The organism is Synergistes jonesii (assembly GCF_000712295.1).
Lineage (GTDB): Bacteria > Synergistota > Synergistia > Synergistales > Synergistaceae > Synergistes > Synergistes jonesii.
Genome location: NZ_JMKI01000006.1, coordinates 1 through 19,856 on the forward strand (window position 1 = coordinate 1; position 19,856 = coordinate 19,856).

General features: G+C 53.8%; 19 protein-coding genes and 1 pseudogene. 12 read left to right on the forward strand and 8 right to left on the reverse strand.

All coding sequences use genetic code 11. The features are described from left to right. Window positions 1-51 precede the first annotated feature (51 nt). Window positions 52-528, forward strand: a pseudogene (locus EH55_RS02050) (IS256 family transposase); the annotation flags it as partial. Window positions 529-901: 373 nt separating this feature from the next. Here the strand turns inward: EH55_RS02050 and EH55_RS14825 are convergent. The 3 genes from EH55_RS14825 to EH55_RS02065 form a co-directional block, all read right to left on the reverse strand. Continuing rightward, window positions 902-1,288 (reverse strand): (deoxy)nucleoside triphosphate pyrophosphohydrolase, encoded by a 387-nt coding sequence (locus tag EH55_RS14825; RefSeq protein ID WP_037974393.1) that lies wholly within the window; start codon window positions 1,286-1,288, stop codon window positions 902-904. Window positions 1,289-1,356: 68 nt separating this feature from the next. Continuing rightward, window positions 1,357-2,172, reverse strand: coding sequence for a radical SAM protein (locus EH55_RS02060; protein WP_037974394.1), 816 nt, complete (start codon window positions 2,170-2,172; stop codon window positions 1,357-1,359). 10 nt (window positions 2,173-2,182) lie between these two features. Then, window positions 2,183-2,611: an ATP-binding cassette domain-containing protein gene (locus EH55_RS02065; protein ID WP_051682557.1), complete on the reverse strand. Its 429-nt coding sequence runs from the start codon at window positions 2,609-2,611 to the stop codon at window positions 2,183-2,185. A 151-nt stretch (window positions 2,612-2,762) separates the two neighbouring features. On the opposite strand from EH55_RS02065, the gene EH55_RS02070 reads away from it, so the two are divergent. Then, the gene (locus EH55_RS02070) at window positions 2,763-3,641 is read left to right on the forward strand and encodes a DMT family transporter (RefSeq protein ID WP_037974395.1); all 879 of its coding nucleotides are present in this window, start codon (window positions 2,763-2,765) and stop codon (window positions 3,639-3,641) included. An 85-nt stretch (window positions 3,642-3,726) separates the two neighbouring features. Here EH55_RS02070 and EH55_RS02075 read toward each other — a convergent pair whose 3' ends face one another. From EH55_RS02075 to modA, 3 genes are all read right to left on the reverse strand, one after another. Continuing rightward, window positions 3,727-4,800: a sulfate/molybdate ABC transporter ATP-binding protein gene (locus tag EH55_RS02075; protein ID WP_037974396.1), complete on the reverse strand. Its 1,074-nt coding sequence runs from the start codon at window positions 4,798-4,800 to the stop codon at window positions 3,727-3,729. Between the two features lie 3 nt (window positions 4,801-4,803). Further along, complete coding sequence (modB, locus tag EH55_RS02080) at window positions 4,804-5,514, reverse strand: molybdate ABC transporter permease subunit (RefSeq protein ID WP_037974397.1); 711 nt, start codon at window positions 5,512-5,514, stop codon at window positions 4,804-4,806. A 162-nt stretch (window positions 5,515-5,676) separates the two neighbouring features. Then, window positions 5,677-6,447: a molybdate ABC transporter substrate-binding protein gene (modA, locus tag EH55_RS02085; RefSeq protein ID WP_037974398.1), complete on the reverse strand. Its 771-nt coding sequence runs from the start codon at window positions 6,445-6,447 to the stop codon at window positions 5,677-5,679. A 289-nt stretch (window positions 6,448-6,736) separates the two neighbouring features. Here modA and EH55_RS02090 point away from each other — a divergent pair, with 289 nt between their 5' ends. Beyond that, on the forward strand, window positions 6,737-8,089 hold the full coding sequence (locus EH55_RS02090) for a glutamine synthetase family protein (RefSeq protein ID WP_037974399.1): 1,353 nt from the start codon (window positions 6,737-6,739) through the stop codon (window positions 8,087-8,089). 81 nt (window positions 8,090-8,170) lie between these two features. On the opposite strand, the gene EH55_RS02095 is transcribed toward EH55_RS02090, so the two are convergent. Next, a complete protein-coding gene (locus EH55_RS02095; protein WP_037974400.1) occupies window positions 8,171-9,118 on the reverse strand; it encodes a M14 family metallopeptidase in 948 nt (315 codons plus the stop codon). A 363-nt stretch (window positions 9,119-9,481) separates the two neighbouring features. Continuing rightward, window positions 9,482-10,456 (reverse strand): ornithine cyclodeaminase family protein, encoded by a 975-nt coding sequence (locus EH55_RS02100; RefSeq protein ID WP_037974401.1) that lies wholly within the window; start codon window positions 10,454-10,456, stop codon window positions 9,482-9,484. A gap of 308 nt (window positions 10,457-10,764) precedes the next feature. Between EH55_RS02100 and EH55_RS02105 the strand changes: the two genes are divergently transcribed. From EH55_RS02105 to EH55_RS02145, 9 genes are all read left to right on the forward strand, one after another. After that, a complete protein-coding gene (locus tag EH55_RS02105) occupies window positions 10,765-11,868 on the forward strand; it encodes a M24 family metallopeptidase (protein ID WP_037974402.1) in 1,104 nt (367 codons plus the stop codon). A 173-nt stretch (window positions 11,869-12,041) separates the two neighbouring features. After that, on the forward strand, window positions 12,042-12,677 hold the full coding sequence (locus EH55_RS13260; RefSeq protein ID WP_051682558.1) for a GntR family transcriptional regulator: 636 nt from the start codon (window positions 12,042-12,044) through the stop codon (window positions 12,675-12,677). A 201-nt stretch (window positions 12,678-12,878) separates the two neighbouring features. Then, complete coding sequence (locus tag EH55_RS02115) at window positions 12,879-13,580, forward strand: DUF2848 family protein (protein ID WP_037974403.1); 702 nt, start codon at window positions 12,879-12,881, stop codon at window positions 13,578-13,580. 37 nt (window positions 13,581-13,617) lie between these two features. Beyond that, window positions 13,618-14,019 carry a cupin domain-containing protein gene (locus EH55_RS02120; protein WP_037974404.1) on the forward strand — a complete coding sequence of 134 codons (402 nt, stop codon included), beginning with the start codon at window positions 13,618-13,620 and terminating at the stop codon, window positions 14,017-14,019. Between the two features lie 91 nt (window positions 14,020-14,110). Then, the gene (locus tag EH55_RS02125) at window positions 14,111-15,331 is read left to right on the forward strand and encodes a 4Fe-4S dicluster-binding protein (RefSeq protein ID WP_037974405.1); all 1,221 of its coding nucleotides are present in this window, start codon (window positions 14,111-14,113) and stop codon (window positions 15,329-15,331) included. 10 nt (window positions 15,332-15,341) lie between these two features. After that, the gene (yqeB, locus tag EH55_RS02130; protein ID WP_037974406.1) at window positions 15,342-16,127 is read left to right on the forward strand and encodes a selenium-dependent molybdenum cofactor biosynthesis protein YqeB; all 786 of its coding nucleotides are present in this window, start codon (window positions 15,342-15,344) and stop codon (window positions 16,125-16,127) included. Window positions 16,128-16,161: 34 nt separating this feature from the next. Beyond that, window positions 16,162-16,641 (forward strand): (2Fe-2S)-binding protein, encoded by a 480-nt coding sequence (locus EH55_RS02135; protein ID WP_037974407.1) that lies wholly within the window; start codon window positions 16,162-16,164, stop codon window positions 16,639-16,641. Further along, on the forward strand, window positions 16,641-18,977 hold the full coding sequence (locus EH55_RS02140) for a xanthine dehydrogenase family protein molybdopterin-binding subunit (RefSeq protein WP_037974408.1): 2,337 nt from the start codon (window positions 16,641-16,643) through the stop codon (window positions 18,975-18,977). The genes EH55_RS02135 and EH55_RS02140 overlap by 1 nt, the downstream gene beginning before the upstream one ends. Before the next feature lie 16 nt (window positions 18,978-18,993). Next, window positions 18,994-19,845, forward strand: a complete 852-nt coding sequence (locus EH55_RS02145; RefSeq protein WP_051682559.1) for an FAD binding domain-containing protein — start codon at window positions 18,994-18,996, stop codon at window positions 19,843-19,845. Window positions 19,846-19,856: the final 11 nt, after the last annotated feature.

The following is a 19,856-nucleotide window of genomic DNA, read 5'->3' on the forward strand; positions in this document are numbered from 1 at the left end:
TCTCCGTCGACGGCTGACAGGCTTTGCAGATGAGATAAGCGCGTATATCCCAAGGCTGAAATCCAGCGCTGCATTGTCCATCAGATCCGTTACACGACAAAATTCGTCTCTTACAAGGACATTAAGGCTTTTATGAATGATTTGAAGGGTGTCTATCAGGCTCCTACACTGGAGCAGGCCGAGGAAGGGCTTGACAGACTTGAAGAGAAGTGGGGCTCGAAATACCCGTCTTCGGTAGCGAGCTGGCGGAACAACTGGCCTCAGTTATCCGCTTATTTCAAGTATCCCTATGAGCTGCGCCGGATGATCTATACGACAAACCAGATCGAGAACTACAACCGGCAGCTCAGGAAAGTGACAAAAACACGTACGATCTTCCCCTCAGACGACGCCCTTCTCAAGCTCCTTTATCTTGCGACGATGGACATCACTGAAAAGTGGACCGGCAGGGACAGGGACTGGAGTAAAATTCTGTCACAGCTGTGCATTTACTTTGAGGAACGCATAGAACCCGGAGATCTGGAATAGCCCTAAACGCCTATAAGAAAAGTCCGGGCTGCAGTCCATTGACAGCCCGGATAGCGTATGTCATTATGGTGATACTGAAGCAGTAACGGTAACCCTTTGATGTCTTACATCGATCCAGGGGCAAGGGGTTTACACAGAATAAGTTACACTACCTAGAAATCTTCCTCTAAGGAATGGAAACCACTCTATATTTTCGTGGGTGCATATATTGCGCTCGTTAGAAATCTTCCTCTAAGGAATGGAAACATTTCTTGGGCGGATAGTAATTCAGGCTGAACCCGGTTAGAAATCTTCCTCTAAGGAATGGAAACTCGAGTCTCCGAAGGCGAGGTACGTCCCCGAGCCCAGTTAGAAATCTTCCTCTAAGACCCGTTCAGTTCTTTGCAGCGCGTATCTTATCGAGAAATTCCCTGTCGGCCGGGCAGAATTCGTACTGAGGAATCTCTTCGGCCGTTATCCAGCGTATATCGCTGTGTTCGAGCTTTTGCGGCGTTCCCTCGGCTATCGCCGCGCTGAAGAGAGTCAGATGCACGGCTGTATCGGGGTATGCGTATTCTGCTTCGGCAAAGACGCTCCCGAGCAAGAGCGCGACGCCGAGTTCCTCACGGCATTCGCGGATAAGGGCCTCTTCCTTACTCTCGCCGGGCTCTACCTTGCCTCCGGCGAATTCCCACAGCCTTCCGCGCGCCTTGTGCGCGGGCCTCCGGCAGATCATGAATTTATCTCCGCTGCGAATCAGCGCGGCTACGACTTCGATCATAAAAATCCCTCCGCTTTTCCGCATGGCGGCGAAAGCGCCGCCATGCGTCGGTAATCATAGCACAGCGCTTACGCTGAGGCGTGCCTGCCTCCGAAAAATACACTGCTCCTGATTCCTTCCTGCGCGCATTTTCTCTTTATCTCCAAGCGCAGCACTTCCCAGAAATCTTTTTGACGGCGCAGATATATTTCTTCGTATAGCTCTTTCAGCTCAGGGTGAAGCGAGTTCACGAAGGATAAGATTTTTTCCGCGTTGCCGCGGCGCAGTTTCAGTGCGTCGAAGGTGATGTGCGAGGTTAAGGGCTTCACGGCGTTTATTATCGTGGCGCAGTCCGTTATCGCGGGGAAGAGAGGTGCACACATGACGTTCGTCTCTATCCCCGCACTTTGCAGAGCCGCCATCGCCGCTAGCTTCTTCTGAGGGCTCGACGCGTACGGCTCCGCCCTCTTCCTGAATTCGTCGTCAAGCGAGCTGAAGGAGAATGTCACGCAGGCGCTGGGAAATTCTTTGAGAATATCTATGTCGCGGACAACGAGCGCCGATTTGGTGATTATCGATATGGAAGGCTGGGCCGGAAGCAGCGCGCGGAGGATGCCACGGGTCGTGAGGGAGTGTTCTTCGTAAGGGTTGTAGGCGTCGGTCATCGAACTGAGCAGTATGCTTTTGCGGAATAGTTTCGCAAGGTCGAAGGGCGCGGAGGGGAGCTTCACGTCAAGGTACGACCCCCATGGCTCGGCGCGCCCGCGATGCGCGCGCATTATCTCGGCCGCGTAGCAGTAGACACAGCCGTGCGGGCAGCCGATATACGGGTTTATCACGAAATCGGAGCCCAGCTTCGTTGGGGAGAGCAGACTCTTTACCTTGACGCGCGCTACCGTTACCATTTTTCCCCTCCTAATCCATCAGCGAAGTGCGGCTTTTGATTCCCTTCCCCTTGTCTACGTCTGCGATCTTTACCTCCACGCCGAAGAGGTAGCACAAATACGCTTCGGTGATCGCCGAAGCGGGAAGGGCCCACACATACACATGCACGCCTTTCAGCGGCGCGGCTGTGTTTCTCGCGAGGAAGGCGTGTTCCGGCGCGTGTGTAGCCATTATAATGCTTATCCCTTTTTCTTCGGCGAGAATTTTTATCGTTCTCAGCATTTTGATTTGGTTGCCGAGATCAAGGTGCGACGTCGGCTTATTTAGCAGCAGCTCCGTCTCCTGTACTATCGCGGAGGCGAAGGGCGCCGTCTGCCGCTCGCCGCAAAAGCTCTTATAGAATTCCCGAACGGTCTTTTTGCCCCCTATTCCCAAATTGGCGGGCTTGTGTTTCGGCATCGCGACGTCGGCAACTCAAGATGAAACGCTTGAAGTGGCTTTTACGCAGATTGCTCGAATATGATAATATTGGTAAACGAAAAATTCCGCGGCGTCGTGCGTGGGAGCGGGTGAGAGAATGGCTTTGAGCGGGAATATGAGGAGGGGCGGGGTGCTATCCCTCTGTGCCGCTTTTTGCTGGGGGATCATCAGCCCCGCGGCGAAGATCGTCTCCGCCGCTGAGATAGACCTGATGACGCTGATGATATTCCGCTCTTTATTTGCGCTTGCGGCGTCGGGGCTCTGCCTTTTTATCAGCGGACAGCGGGCGCGCCTGCACGTCGGCCGCGAAACGGCGCGCTTCTATTTCATATGCGGCGCTTTCTCCGTCGCCTTGGCGGGAGGAGGCTATCTGAAATCCCTCGCCTATCTCACAGTCGCCCAGGCCATCGTCATACACTACACCTTCCCGTTGGCGACTCTAGCCGGCTCTATGTGGGTCACTCGCGAGAAGCCGACTCCGCTGCAGGTGGCGGCCGGCTTCATCATTGTCGCCGGCGTCGTCACGGGGATGGGTGGAAGCGCCGCGTCGTTTACCTCCATACCGGCCGCCGGATTTATATGGGCCGCTCTCGCCGTAATAGGCATATCGGGGCAGGCCCTTGTCGCGCGGCGTTTCTCGATATCTCACGAGACTGACGAACTCGCGATGCTATTTTATTCGAATCTTTTCGGCTCCGCGCTGCTGATAGCGTACAAAACGCTCTTCGCCGGCTGGCGAGACGCGGCGCTCGTCACGCCGCGCCTCTTTGCTCTGATGAGCCTGGTGGCCTTTACCGGCAGCTTTCTCTCCTACGGCTTCTTCTACGCGGCGCTTAAATATATACCCGCCGCGGTCGTCAGCCTCTTCTGCACGTTTGAGATAGTCGTCGCGGTCGGGCTCACCGCTCTCTTCGTCGGGCAGGCCCCGTCGCCGCACGAGGCGGCCGGCTGCGCTCTGATACTGATAGCCATCTTCTGTGCGTCGGTAGCGCCTAAAGAAAAAAGATAATGATAACGTTTTTTGGCAAGGTCGTCAGAGCACATGTTCCGCGCGGCGCTTAAGCGGGCTCGAAAAGGGAGCCCCGTGCCCGCTTCTACGCGAGCAGAGGCATCACGTCGCCCTCCGCCACCTTCAGATATATCGTCTCTCCTTCGTGATAGCGGGCGGCGGTTTCCTTCGACGTTTCAACCCTTACCATGGAGAAATTGCTTTCCGAGTCAGCGCCACGCGGGCGCACGTTGATCACGCCGGAGAATACGTCGTCTTTAACTTCGAGTATCTCGGCTTCGATGGTGTTTTTGTCGCGTTCGCTTTCCGGCACCGGAATCAGATAATGCGCGCGCACGCCGACGTAGCGGATTTCTTTAGTCACCCCGCGCGCGCAGCTGAATTCCATATTCCAGTCCTTCGCGTGTATCGTATGCGCCCCCGAGGCTTCGGCGCGTGAGAAGTTCTTGCAGCCGGAAAGAATTGCGGCCGCCAGCGTCGGTGGGGCGCCGAAAAATTCAGCCACATCCTTAACTGGCTCGGAAACGCCTTGGTTTATCACGCAGACGCGGTCACATAGCCTGTAGACTTCGTCCCTGTTGTGCGATACGTAGAGGGTCGTGCCTCTGTATTGGCGTAGAACGCGCGCCAGCTTCTGTTCGAGCTGCCAGTGTAGGAAGCTGTCGAGCGCCGAGAGAGGCTCGTCGAGCATTATTACGGTCGGGTCGCTCGCCATGATGCGCGCCAGCGCGACGCGTTGCTGCTGCCCGCCGGAGAGCTGCGAGGGGTAGTGGTCTTCGAGCCCGGAAATGAAAAACCTCTCCGCTATCTCTTTGTAGCGCTCCTCTTTGTTCTCCCTGCGTCCCGCGCCGTGTTCGAATACCGTCATTATGTTCTGGCGCGTCGTCATATTCGGGAAGAGCGCGTAATTTTGAAATAGCAGCCCGACGTGGCGCCGCTGCGGCTTGAGATTTATTTTAGCGGCCGAATCGTAGAAGGTCACGCCGTTGACTATTATGCGCCCCTCGTCCGGCGTCACGATGCCGGCGATGCATTTCAGCGTCATGCTCTTGCCGCAGCCGGAGCCGCCGAGCAGCGCGAGCACCTCTCCGCCGGCTTCGAAGCTTACGTCGAGAGAAAAGCTCCCGAGTTTTTTCCTGAATTCCACTATCGCCGACATGGGCTACCTCCGCTCGAACTCTTCGGATAGAGTGTGGCTGACGGCTTTGCCCTTCGGCTGGCGATAGCTGTTTTCGAGCATGTTGACGGCTACTAAGACGACGAATGATATAACGAGGTTCACAAAGACCCATTTGGACGCCGCGGCGTCGTTACCCTCGCGCCACAGCTGATAGACCGTCGTCGAAATCGTAGCGGTGCGCCCGGGGATGTAGCCCGTCACCATCGTCGTGGCGCCGTACTCGCCGATCGCGCGCGCGAAGGCGAGCACAGTCGCCGCTAAGATGCCGTCTTTGCAATTCGGCACCATCACGCGCCAAAAGATGTATGTATTCGAAAGGCCCAGCGTCTGAGCGCTGTAGGTCAGGTTGTGGTCGAAGGCGTCAAAGGCCCCGCGCACCGTGCGGTACATCAGAGGGAAGGTGACGACGCCTGTCGCGAATATCGCCGAGTACCACGTCATCGTCAGCTTAAAACCGAAAAAATCCAGAACGACGGAGCCTACCGGGCCGAGAGGCCCTATCGTCTTTAAGAGGAAGAAGCCTACGACCGTCGGAGGCAGGACCATCGGCAGCGTGAGCACGCAGTCTAGCACGCCCTTTATGAACTTAGGCAGCTTGGAAATGTAGTAGGCGGCGCAGATGCCGCTGAAAAACGTTATAAATGTGGAAATACCCGCTATGCGAAGCGAGTTATACAGTGGAAACCAGTCCAAAAGTATCACTCTCCGTTATCATACGCGGCGGCCTGCGCTCTGCCGCGCTGGCAAACAGCGCCCGATCTTTTTTGAATGTCAAGTCCTTTTACTGATTAAAAAGGGCCGATCGTGTCGGCCCTTTACACGAGGAGAGAGAAGAAATAATATTTGCCTGGAATATTACTTCTTCGGAATCGAAAATCCTGTCTTTGTAAATACTGCCGAGCAAGGGTCGCTCTTGAGGTATTTCACGAACGCTTCGGCCTCGGCCTTATGCTTCGTATCCTTCATGATGGCCGCCGGGTAGATGATCGGCCTGTGCGTGCCCTTCGGCGCGAAGGAGATCACTTCGACGGCGTCCGAGGTGGCGGCGTCCGTGCTGTAGACCACGCCGCAGTTGACCGCCGCCGCAGCCGTCTGAGCGAGGACTTCCTTGACGTTGCTGGCGTAGGTGATCTTGTTTTCTTTCTTGAGCTTCTCCCAGATGCCCATGTTCTTGAATATCTCTTCCGAATACTGTCCGACGGGGACGTCGGAGTTGCCGAGCGCGATCAGCTTGACCTTGTCGCTCGCCACGTCGCCGAAGCTGCGGATATTCGTCGGGTTCTGGCCCTTCGGGACGATAAGGACGACCCTGTTCGAAACGATGTCGAAGCGCGTATCGGGCATTACGAACTTGTCGTTGATCGCGTTCATCTGCTTCTGTCCGGCGGAGATAAAGATGTCGCACTCGGCTCCCTGCTCGATCTGCGTCTTGAGCGTGCCGCTTGAGTCGAAATTGTAGACTATTTTGACGTTCGGGTCGACTTTCTCATACATCTCGGCGATCTGGTTCATCGATTCCGTCATCGATGCCGCCGCAAAGACATAGAGCTCAGTAGCGGCAAACGCAGGGAGCGCGATCAGGAGTGCCGCGCAAAGCAGCGCCAAAAGCGAAAGTTTCTTCTTCATATAGAACCTCTCCTTCAAGAATTTTTGCAAACCGCGGCGCGGCCGCAATAACGCAATGAAAATTATATAACGAGCTGCGATTTATTGCAATGCACTTGCGTTGCTGAAATTAAAAAACTTAAGGCTCCGAATAAATTTATGAGACGGCGTATGACGCACGGACCGGCCGGCGTTTTTGCGCCGATTTCTCAACGTTCGTGCCGGCATCGCGAAAAAATGCGGGCTCGATTTGACTTAGATACTTTACGAAGGTACAATGTCACCGAAATTTTATTTTGGGGGTATGTTAATGCAGCTGGAGCGCTATAACGGCCACATAGAAGAGGCCGATTACCTCAATCTCCTTATGGTGGATATCGCCGGCGACATCAGGAGCGTCGCCCTGCCCAAGGGCTACGTGTCGGAGAAGATATTGAAGGACGGCATCGGCTTCGACGCTTCGAATTACGGCTACGCGAAGGTCAGCGACTCTGATATGGTCGCGGTCCCCGATATGTCCACCGCGTTTTTCGAGATTCGCGGCGATTACAAGATGCTCCACGTCCTCTGCGACGTGGTATCGGCCGACCGCGAAACCTTTGATCAGTACCCGCGCAACGTTATAAAGAAAGCGCGCGATTTCCTCCGCGAGGAGGGCATCGCGGACACGGCGAAGCTCCTCGTCGAGCTTGAGTATTACGTCTTCGAAGAGGCGGAATACAAGAGCGGCGTGGAGGGCGCGTTCTACCGAGTTAAATCCTCCGAGGGCCTCGGCGAAGAGTTTGCAAGCAGCCCGAGGGTCTCCCTGCGGGGCGCCTATCACAGGATGCCGCCGGAGGACAGCTACATGGATTTCCGCAACGAAACGGTAAAGCTGATGGACGTCATCGGCATACCGGTGAAGTACCACCATCACGAAGTCGCTCTCTCGCAGCTCGAGATAGAGCTCGACTTCATGGACATGGCACAGGCCGCCGACATGGTCTCCCTCGCGAAATGGATAATCCGCCAGGTCGCCGCGGAGTGGGGCTTGCGCGTAACTTTCATGCCGAAGCCCCTCTATAAGATGCCCGGCAACGGCATGCACGTCCATCAGTTCCTTGAGAAAGGCGGCAGCTCGATTTTCCCCGGCGATGTGCTTTTCAACCTCTCCAACGAAGGGCTTTCCTACATAGCCGGGATGCTGTCGCACAGCCTGACTGGAAGTCTGCTCGCCTTCGCATGCCCGAGCACCAACAGCTACCGCCGCCTCGTGCACGGCTACGAGGCCCCGGTCTCAGCGACATTCGCGAAGGGCTCGCGCGCGGCCGCGGTGCGCATCCCCGGCTACGTCAAAAAGGATGAGACGCGCGTCGAATACCGAACCGGCGACGCGTCGTGCAACCTTTACTTCTTCCTCGCCGCGATGGTGCTCGCCGGAGCCGACGGTATACTAAGAGGGCTGAACCCGGTCGCGCTCGGCTATCAGAGCCGGGAGGCGAGGGAGGATCTGACCTTCCCGCTGAACCTCAACGCCGTGCTCGACGGCCTTGAGAAGGACGCGGATTACCTCGCTCCGGCCTTCCCCGACAAGCTGATAGAGCTTTGGATAAAGGCGAAGCGCGCCGAGGCGGAATACGTTTACAACGCGCCGACGCCGCAGGAATACGAGCTCTATTTTTAGAGAAACGAAAAATTTATGTATAAAAGCATTATAAAGGAGGGGCGCTCGGCCCCTCCTTGAATTTTGCGCCTGAATTTGCGATTATTTCCCGAAGCTCACGCCGATCGCCGCGACGAAGCCCTTTTCCCGGAGCGACGAGCTTTCCGTCATATAGAGCACCTTTCCCGTTACCGGCGCGATGAATTTTTCGATCACCGTGCCGAAATAGTCGGTGAGCAACCCGATCATCTGGCCGCGCTTCACCATGTCGCCGACGCGCACTCTTCTGTAATATATGCCGCGCTTAGACGCGCGCACCTTTTCCATGTTCTCGAATATCTGCGGTCTGCCGACCGGCTGCTGATTCCCGCGCAGCGAGCCGAGACGGCGCATCACGTTTTTGACTCCGTCTATGTGTATCCTCACGGCCTCAGCCGACGCGGCGTTCAACCCGCCAGTCTGGAAGAGGACCGACGGGATGCCGATGTTCTCGTAAACGCTCGAGTAGCAACAGCCCTTGTCGGACCAGCGCCCCTCCGTCTCCGTGATCATGATGTTCGGCATTCCGAAGTAATAGGCCATCTCGTGGGAACGGTCGTTGAGCTCGCCGCGCCTGCCCCTGTGATACGCCGCAAAGGGGACCGAGCGTTCCTGCGCGCCGCTGCCGTGCAGGTCTATATGGTAATCGGCGCCCTTTATCTCGTCGAATATCTTCGCGGCGAGGACGTCGTTGTAATTTCCTTTGATCTGGCCGGGGAAGCAGCGGTTGAGATTATTCTCGTCCGCGAATACCGGAGTGAAAGCGCCCGTTTCGAAGGCCGCCGTGTTGCACATCGTGATTATTTTGATGCTCCCCTTTACGTCGGCCGGCGTAAGCTCGTGCAGCAGCTTTATCGCGGCAAGCTCGCTGCAGAACTCCCCGGCGTGGATGCCGGCCGTTATGACGGCTTCGGGCCCCGGCTCGTCGCCTATTATCAAGCCGACCGGAAGTTCGATCGTTTGCCCGCCGTCCGTTGGAAATTGCAGAATTTCAGTTTTTTTCCCACCCATTTTGTCTCTCTACCTCGTGTAATTTATTTATGTTGCAGCCGTGTTTGTAAGCTTTAAAACAGCTAAAAATGTTGCCATTATTATGGTATTTTGCCGGATGCCGCTTATAAATTATCCAAAAAATTTCCCCAGCTTCGGCGCCCGCCGAAGAAACAACTGAGATTGCAGCGTAAGCAGCCTATCGAAGCCACGCTTAAACCATTGGTAGTATTATACAACAACTTTCAGATTTTAGTTAAAAAAAGCGTATAAATACGCCGGTAAAGCTCTTGATTCCTCCTCTCACGCCGACGCTTTTAATTTGTATTCGAACCGTCCCCATTCTTTTCGCAGCGAGGACTATTATTGATTATTTGTTTGATCTCATCCGTTTTTCACAGAATCATACGCCGCCGCGGCTATGGCTATATCGAGCACGCAGGAGCCGACGCTCTCATATATCGTTATCTCCGAATCGTCCCTGCGCGCCGCAAGCGACCCCGTGAGGGCCTCTCCGACGGAGCCCGCGACCTTCTCCTTTGAGATAAGCCCTTTATTGAAGGGAATCAGAATGTCGCCGGCCGCTTCCCACAGCCCGTCGACGTGCTCAGTGATGATCCTGGCGGCTTTAATTACGGTTTCGTCTTCTATCTCCTGCATAAAGGGCGTGAAGGAGCCGATCGCGTTGATATGGGCGCCGGGCTTGAGCGACGAGGTGCGGAATACCGGCTTCCGCGACGTCGTGCATGTACAGACGATGTCGGAGCCGGAGACGCATTCCTCCGCGTCGGTGCATACGATGATCTTATACGGCCCGTTCCGTTCCTTTTTTATTTTTTCGGCGAAGGCTTCGGCGCGCCCGCGGCTTACGTCGAAAAGGCGCAGCTCGCTCAGCCCGCGCACCTCCTGAATCGCCAGCACCTGTGTGAAGGCCTGTATCCCGCTTCCGATCACGCCGAGCCTGCGCGCGTCTTTCCGCGCCATCAGCTCCGTCGCTATGCCGGCGCTGCCTCCGGTCTTCACCGCCGTCAGCCAGTTGGCCTCTATTATCGCGAGCGGCTCGCCCGTCTCCGCCGAGTAAAGGCTTATCTGCGAGAGGACGCTCGGCAGCCCCTTGGATGCGTTGCCGGGAAAGACCGACGAAAACTTGGCGCCGAAGATCGGCATATTCGTACAGACGGCGGCGAGCCACTGCCCGCAGTTTTCTTCGCCGCGCACCGGGGCCACGATGCGTCCGGCCGCGTACATTTCGCCCTTTGCACAGGCCCTGTAGGCTTCTCTAAATATCGGCAGGGCCATCTTCATATTTACTACTTTTTTGACCTCTTCCTCAGTGATGATGAGAAAATCCTTTATCATGACAAACGCCCCCCTTTGATATAGTTTTGTTTTTTTAACATAGCGTAAGATAGTTTTGCAACCGATGCGATTAAGATAAATCATGCGGGGCTTTTAGTCAAATATCAGCCAAACGCTTTAAGATGATTTTTTGCCGGAAGGCCGCGCGTAGCGGCCTGTATTTTCCGGCGCTCGAAAAAGGTGATAAAGCGCAAAAAAGTTGTATCGATTCGTACCGTTGATGTATCATATGCGCGTAAGGAATCAAAGTCAAAATGCGGCGCGTCTCAGCCGCGTCTCATATCCAAGCATTTTTAGGAGGAATGGCGATGATCAAAAAAGAACGTCTGGCGCGCCTTGCCGAAGAGCTGAAAAATAGGGGGCTCGACGCGCTTTACATCGGGCCGTCGGCGGACCTTGAATATATCGGCGAGTTCCGCTCTTTCCCGGATGAGCGCGTGCGCGGGCTGATGGTCGGCAGCGACGGAAGATGCTTCGCGCTGACGCCGCTGCTTTACAGAGAGGAAATGATGGACGCTTTCGGCGACCTGCCCTTTTACTCTATGTGGGACGATCACGAAGGTTTCGCCGGCGCTTTTAAGCGCGGATGCGAACATCTCGGCGTGAGTGGCGGCAAGGTGGCGTTCAACGACGGAGTGCGCGCGGTCGACCTCTTCGCCATGCTCGAAGCCGTAGACATTCAGCCGGCGAACGGGCAGGATCTGCTCGCAAACATGCGCTCGCGCAAGGACGGCGAAGAGCTCGACAGACTGCGCCGGGCAGGCGCGATAATAGACGGCGTCGTCGAAAAGCTCTATACGTTTATAAAGCCCGGAATGAAAGAGCGCGACGTCATAAGGGCGATCCCAGATTTTATCGAAGAGCTAGGCGGGGAGGGGGAGTCCTTCGCGCCTATAGTCGCGAGCGGCCCCAACGGCTCGATGCCGCACTACGGCGGCGACCGGCGCGTGATAGAGGAGCACGACTCCGTGATACTCGACCTCGGCTGCCGCTACAAGTCGTACTGCTCCGACACTACGAGGACCTTCTTCGTCGGCGAGCCGACGCGGGAAATGCGCGAAGTATACGAGATAGTGCGCCGCGCGCAGGCCGCCGGCGAGGCCGCGGTAAAGCCCGGCGTCACGGCGGAGGAGGTCGACCGCGCGGCGAGGAGGGTGATCGTCGACGCCGGTTATGGGAAATATTTCTTCAACCGCGTAGGGCACGGCGTGGGCATAGCGGTGCACGAGACGCCGTTCATCATCGAAGGGAATAAAAAGCCGCTCGAGCCCGGCAACGTATTCAGCGTCGAGCCCGGCATATACATCCCCGGCAAATTCGGCGTGCGTATCGAAAACCTCGTCGCCGTCAAACCGGACGGTACGGCCGAAGCGCTGAACAAAACGACGAGAGAGATGAGAATCATAAAATAAGCGTAACGCAAGCAGTGTGAAATGAATACCGCCAGGCTCATTTAGCGCCGGGCGGCATTTTTGTACTGCGCTATATATTTTTGTACTTTAAAAGATAAAAAATTATAGCTTTTTGTTAAAATGGATACTAAAAAGTGTGAAAGTATGTTATCCTGTCTTCTGAGGTGAATTTTATGGGAGAAAAGTCATCGCTGTCGGCGCAGGTATATGAAAGCATAAAAGAGGGGATAATATCGCTGAAATATCCGCCGGGATCGGTGCTTAAAGAGCGCGAGCTCTCCGAAAGCCTCGGCGTCAGCCGCACGCCTGTCCGCGAAGCGATACAGCGCCTTTCCCAGGAGTCATGGCTCGTACCGGGAGAGGGCAAAAGAATGCAGGTGCGCCCCGTCACTACGGCCGACATACATGAGATCATCCAGATCCGCAACCTTGTGGAATTCGCCGCGGTAGACGAGCTGATCATGCACGGAGAGCCGCGCGTCGTAGCAGGGCAGCTTGATTCCATATTAAACGAAATGAAGGGCGCGAAGGAAGAGTTCACACTTGTGACGCTCGACCTCAAATTCCATCACCTGCTGGTCGAAAGCATGAATAACGAAAGGCTTTTGAGATTCTGGGGCACCGTGCAGGACGAAGTTAAGAGAATGGGGCTGTTGAGGCTCAGAGGAAACGACCGCTGGCACGAGGTGATAAACGAGCACGGGCGTATGGTGGAGACCCTTTGGGACAAAGATCTGCAAAATACCAGGCTCGCGCTGAGGGAACATTTGGAACGCAGCTATGCCAATCTGATAAGCGAATCGGAATAACGGCGGGATAATAAAAAGAATAATTTAAGCATTGCATTCTAATTGAAAAAAGAGAATCGAAAAAAGATTCTCTTTTTTGTTTTTATAAGCCCGAGTATCCTCTTGACAAAATTGCATTCAAAATAGATAATTTGCATGCCAAGAAGTTAAGAGTATGCAATGTTATTGCGATTAAAGCTAAGTTAGAGAGGAGCAAGCAGTGTGAAATTTACTGTTTTAGAGAAAAACGGAAAAGAGAAAGTCATAGACTTTATTCCGAAGCATATCATCAATGCGGGCTACACAGGACGCGACCAGACGGCTGTGCAGGCCCACATCGACGAACTGAAGGAAAAGGGCATTCCCGCGCCCGACAAGACGCCTGTCTATTTCGTCAAATTCGGCGACAGGCTGACTCAAGAGGAAAAGTTCGAGGTACTTGATGAAACGGATCATTCCGGAGAGGCTGAATTCGCGCTCTTCTTCGACGGGGATGAGATATACGTAGGCGTCGGCAGCGACCACACCGACCGCAAGCTCGAAGAGGTAAACATTCCTAAAGCGAAGCAGATGTACCCCAACACAGTGAGCAGAAAGCTCTGGAAGCTGAGCGACGTCGTCGACCATTGGGACGATATAACGCTCCGCAGCTGGATAAAGGTAAACGGGAAGAAGACTCTCTTCCAGGAAGCAAAGCTGACGGCCATGCTGGATGCGGCGGATCTTATCAAAAGGACGAAAGAACTTCTTCGCAGCCCCGAGGAAACTGACGGGCTCGTTCTCTACTCCGGGACCGTCGCATCCCTTTTCAGCGCGGACTACAGCCCGTATTTCGAGACGGAACTCGAAGATCCGGTCCTCGGAAGGAAGCTTGGCGAATCCTACGAAATGACCTGCGTCTCGTCTTGGTATAAAGGCGATTGACTTTTACACAAATAAATCATAAGGAGGAGCTTCTATCATGGCAAAACAGGAATACGAAATTCGCGACGTCGATCTCAACGGCGAGTGGCGCCTTGTCGAAGGCGGCTACAACGGAACGATGGAGAAAATCCTCTCCTACGACCCGGAGACCGGAAACTACACAAGGCTCCTTAAGTTCCCTCCACGTACGGAGATGCCCGAAGTGCTGACGCACGACTTCTGCGAGGAGATCTACGTCGTCGACGGATACCTTACCGACACGAAAAAGAATCTCACGATGGCCAAAGGTTACTATGGCTCGCGCCTTCCCGGCATGGAGCACGGCCCCTACAGCATTCCTCTCGGCTGCATGACGATGGAGTTCCGCTATCAGGACCCCAACAAGCCTATCAGCAAGGACTGCTCGCTGCTCAAAAACAAGCTCGGCGCACCCAGATAAAACCTTCGCGGGTTTTATCGCCCCGAGGCGTTTATATGACGAGTAAGCGCCTCTATTTAAGGATTTTTCTTTATTTTTGGAGGATGAACATATGAAACCGAATCTTGCCGTGGAATACTGCGGCGTCAAATTCAAAAACCCGATGCTCATAGCTTCCGCTTCTCCCAGCAAAAACGCCGAATACATGCGCAGATGCGCCGAGTCGGGGGCCGGCGGGGTCATCGCAAAGACGTACAGCCCGGAGCCGCTCGCGCAGCAGTATGTCTCGCCCCGTTTCACGGTCCTCAACAAAAAAGGCTGGCCGCACAGCTATTCGAACTATTCCTGCGAATTCCTCGCGACCTATGACACGGAAGGATGGATGCGCGAGATGAAAATCGCGAAGAAGGAGTGCGACGAAAGAAACTGCACTCTCGTAGGCAGCATCTCCGGCAATTCCAGGGAAAGCTGGGCCGACTTAGCGAAGCGCATGGAGGGGATCGGGCTTCCGATGCTCGAGCTCAACTTCGGCTGCCCGCACCCGAAGGACCTCGGCTACAAGAGCGGGCAGGAACTCGGCAACTCCCCCGACGCGGCGGCGGAAGTCACGAATATCGTATGCAATGCGGTAAAAATCCCCGTATTCGTCAAGCTGACGAGTGAAGCGGTCAATATCGTCGACGTTGCCGGACGCTGCAAGGAGGCCGGAGCTTCGGGCTTCACCGTGGTAAACCGCTTCTCGGCCCTCGACGTCGATATCGAGACGGGACGCCCTATACTGCACGGAGGCTACGCCGGAGTCGGCGGCCCCTGGATGCGCCCGATCACGCTGAAGTGGATAGCGAAGATCACCTCTGCCCACGGTATGCCTATCTCGGCGACGAACGGCATATTCGGCTGGGAAGACGTCATCAAGTGCATCATGTGCGGCGCGACGACGGTCCAGACCTGCACCGCCATTATGTACGGCAAAAAACAGTTCGCCGAAGTCAAAAACTTCCTCGGCGGAGTCGAAAAGTATCTCGTCGATTACAACATAGACGACATCAACAAACTCCGCGGGGTAACGCTGCCGCAGATCGTCACATGGGACAAGGTAGACCGCGAGCACAAGGCGATAAGCAAAGTCGACAGGGAGAAGTGCGTCGGCTGCGGAATGTGCCCGAGCTGGTGTTTCTACGACGCGATAACGCTCATAGAGGACGGCGGAAAGAAAAAGTCCTTCATCGATCCGAAAAAGTGCGACGGCTGCGGCCTCTGCGCCGCGCTCTGCCCAAAGGACGCGATAAAGATGGAATGTGACGTGCCCATTTATATGGGAGATTTTAATTAGAAGATAGATTATGTTGATTAACGGCAGACTGTCCATAGTTCGCGGCGGCGGCGACATCGCGACGGGAATAATCTACAGGCTGTGGAAGTGCGGCTTCAAGGTGCTTGCGCTTGAGATCAGCAAGCCTCTTGTGGTTAGGCGTACCGTATCGGTGGCCTCTGCCGTCTTCAGTGGAAAATGTACAGTCGACGGAATGCCGGCGGCGCTTGTTTCTTCTCCGGAAGATGTTTTTTTAAGCAGCGGCGTCTCGGTTATTGTCGATCCGGAAGGAAAATCTATCGCTAAACTGCATCCACATGTGGTGGTGGACGCGATAATGGCGAAAAAAAACACGGGAACAACAATTGATATGGCGCCACTGGTCATAGGCGTAGGTCCGGGATTCACAGCAAACGTTGACGTTCATTATGTTGTCGAAACCAAAAGAGGGCATACCCTAGGCAGGGTGATTTCCGAAGGAGCGGCGATCCCAAACACAGGAATCCCGGGAACTGAAGGCGGCTATACTACTGAACGCTTGTTAAGGGCTCCGGCTGACGGATACCTGGCCCCTTGCAGAGAGATCGGCGATCACGTTGAGCCCGGAGCGCTGATCGGTACAGTCGACGGCGTCGAAGTCCGCGCTCATATCCGCGGGATGCTCAGAGGGTTGATACATCCTTCTGTCTATGTTACTAAGGGCATGAAGATAGGGGATGTGGACCCGCGCGATATACGCGAGCACTGTTTTACGATCTCAGATAAAGCGTTCGCCGTTGCAGGCGGTGTGCTGGAAGGCGTTTTAAGAGGAAGTTGAATATACTCCGATTGGCAGGAGGTTTGTAGATATAATGGAAGCGCGAGAACTCAATTTTACTGTGAACGGCAAACCCCAGAAAATCGAAATACGCACAAATTGGACTCTTGCTCAAGTCCTGCGTGATAAACTCGGGCTTTTGGGGACAAAAATCGGATGCGGTGAAGGCGAATGCGGAGCTTGTACCGTGTTTATGAATGGCAAGACCGTTACTTCGTGTTTGGTCCTCGCCGTACAGGCGGAAGGTTCCGAAATCATAACTATTGAAGGATTGTCAGACGGTAAAACGCTGCACCCTGTACAGCAGGCATTCGTGGATGTGGGCGCCATTCAGTGCGGCTATTGTACGCCGGGCATGGTAATGTCAACTGTCGCTTTGCTGCAGAGACACCCTGACCCGACTGATGAGCAGATTCGCTACGGCCTGACGGGGAATCTTTGCCGCTGCACTGGTTATCAGAAGATATTCGAAGCGGTAAAGCTCGCCTCAAAAAGAATCAGGGGGGCTGCATGATGTCGGATGTTCATTTTGAAAAAGGCAATTTTACGGTAGTAGGTACAAAACAACCTTACGTCGATGCTTTTGACAAAGTCACTGGCCGCACAACTTATATAACGGATTTTTCTCTTCCTGGGATGCTTCATGGAAAAGCTCTACGTAGCCCGTATCCTCATGCGCGTATTCTTTCGATAGATACCTCAGCGGCTGAAAAAGTGCCTGGAATAAAATGTGTGATTACCGGCAAAAACATACGGCAAAATAAATGGGGACCTGTAACGAAAGACGAATATCTGCTCGCCGTCGACAAAGTAAATTTTGTTGGAGACGAGGTCGCGGCTGTGGCCGGCATTGATGAGGAAGCGTGTGAGGAAGCCCTTTCAAAGATCAAAGTGGAATATGAGCCTTTGCCGGCCATACTCACGATGCACGACGCGATGAAAGAAGGCGCTCCGGTCATACATGAAGCTTTCCCGCGCAATGTCAATCATCATTTCGATATTCCACGCGGCGATATAGAATCTGTTTTTAAAAACGCATATCTCGTACATGAAGGCGAATATGAGACACAGCTCGAATATCAGGCATATATAGAGCCTATGGGTGGTGTGTCGACATGGGACAGCAAGGGCAATCTGACAATTTATGCCGGAATACAGACGCCGACGTGGTCAAGAAATGACTATGCCGTTGCTCTTGATATGCCGGTTGAAAAAATAAGGATAGTGCAGCAGTATTTCGGAGGAGGGTTCGGAGCTAAACTTTCTCAGCAGGTTCACCCGCTGGGGGCGCTTATCGCCAAGTACGCCGGGCAGCCGGTAAGGTTTGTCTTAGACAGGTCAGAAGATTTTCAGTGCGGCTTGCCGAGGGTCCCGATGTATTTCAGAATCAAAACTGCCTGGGATAAAAATGGTAAATATCTTGGCAAATATACATACATACTTGCGGACAACGGCGCATACGCGTCTTACGGGGCTCCTATTGCGCTGACGGCAATGTATCGTATAGACATCATGTATCAAGTTCCGGTGCTGCGCTCTGTGTGCGATTTGGTTTATACAAATAAGGTCCCCACGGGCTGCTTCAGAGGTTTTGGAAATACTCAGATGCACCTTGCGCACGAATCCCACATTGATGAAGTTGCTGAGATGCTCGGAATCAGTGCGCAGGAATTACGCTATCGCAATCTTGCTGTTCCGGGCTATAAAAACCCGCATGGTTGGAAGACCAACAGCTGCGAAATCAGACAGTGCATTGAAAAAGCAGTTAAAAAGTCTGATTACGACAACAAACGCAAGGAGCTTGCCGAAGAGAACGAGAAGAATGATTCTATAAAAAGAGGCATCGGACTTGCCGGGGCCGTCCATGTTTCCGGTAATAGGTCGTTCATCAAGCCTTTCGAAGGCGCTGGCATAATCCTAAGAATGAATGAGCAGGGCCGTGTGTATGTCTACAGCAACGAACCTGATATGGGACAGGGAATAAGGACTACGCTTAGCATTTGCGTCGCCGATGGCTTAAAGCTCGACTTTGATCGCATATGCGTTCCAGATCCTGATACGAACGTAGTTCCCTTTGGCCTGGGCTGCTTTGCCAGCAGAGGAACATATATGGCGACTGGCGCTTTGCATGTGGCCATAGAGGATATGAAGGGCAAGCTGCTTAACCTCGCTTCGGATCTGCTGTCACTTCCCAAGGAAGAGCTTGAGTTAGAAAATGGTTCCGTAGTATCGAAAAATGACAAATCAAAAAGAGCGACATATGCAGAGCTTGCATGGAAACACGTGTGTGACTTCCCCGGACAGCACATACTCGGAATCGGACATTTCACACCCGCCGGGGTCGAATACCCCGACGCGACAAAATACAACAATATTTCCGGCGGATATGCCTTTGGCTGTGACGTTGCCGAGGTGGAAGTCAATACTAATACAGGGGAAATAAAGGTCTCGAATATCTGGGCGGTCCACGATGTCGGTCAGCCTATAAATCGCTTGGCCTTAGAAGGGCAACTTCAGGGAGGTATAGCTCAGGGGTACGGATGGGCCGTAATGGAGCATTTGAAATACAATCCTGATGGAAAGGCGGCAAATGCTTGCTTCCTCGATTATCAAATCCCTACTGCTGCCGATATACCTAATATAGATGTTGACTTTGCCGACAGCTTTGAGTGGACGACGGGATTTGGAGCTAAATCGATAGGCGAGTGTGCAACAAATCCTGCTGCGCCTGCGATACTCAACGCCATATACAATGCCATAGGAATAAGATTTCACAACCTTCCAATAACCGCAGAAAAAGTTTTTAGCGCGTTACGTGAAAAAGAAAAAGCGTCAAAGACGGTGGAATAGGGGGGAGGCCCGGATCATGTTTAATATATCTTACATTGCTCCCGATAAGCAGGTGGATGCGCTCAATTATCTCTATGAACATAAATGCGCACGCGTATTGGCTGGGGGAACTGACCTTATCGCCAAATGGAAAAAGATCGGTCACCCTGATATGGAGCTGCTTGATATCCGCAATATAGAAGGCTTCAAAGAGATCTCAGCGTTTGAAGGATGGCTCTTTATAGGTACGGCTGTGACTATGGATATGGTGCAGTACAGCGACGTTATTCGCGAGAAGTATCCTATACTTGCGGAAGCTGCCGGAATGGTGGGCTCAGTACAGGTGAGGAACATGGCGACGATAGGCGGAAACAGCTGCAATGCAGCGCCGTCGGCAGATACCGTCTTGCCGTTGATTGTTTACGATGCCGAAGCCGTCATCGTTTCGAAAAATGCTGAAAGACGCCGTCCATTGAAAAAATTCTTTTTAGGTCCGGGCAAGACTATCCTGCAGCAGGGCGAACTGCTCAAAGGATTTATTCTTCCTCTGCCAGCGCCCGCGACATATGCCTCGTTTGTCAAGCACAGCCGCCGTGCGGGGATGGATCTAGCGACGGTCGGCACAGCGGTAAAGCTCAGCTTCGAAAAGGGCGTGATCGGCGATATTAAGATCGCTCTGGGCGCTGTAGGACCTGTACCTATCTTTATCGAAGCTCTTGAACAATTTATCGGCTTGAAGCTTGACGGCGATGCGGTCGAACGCTTGGCGCGTATTTCAGAAGAGCAGGCAAGACCGATAACTGACGTCAGAGGAAGCAAGGAATACAGAAAAGATATGGTCTACGAAGAGGTAAGATCCTCTCTGTTGAAAATTGCTGCTGCAATGTAACAAGTAATACA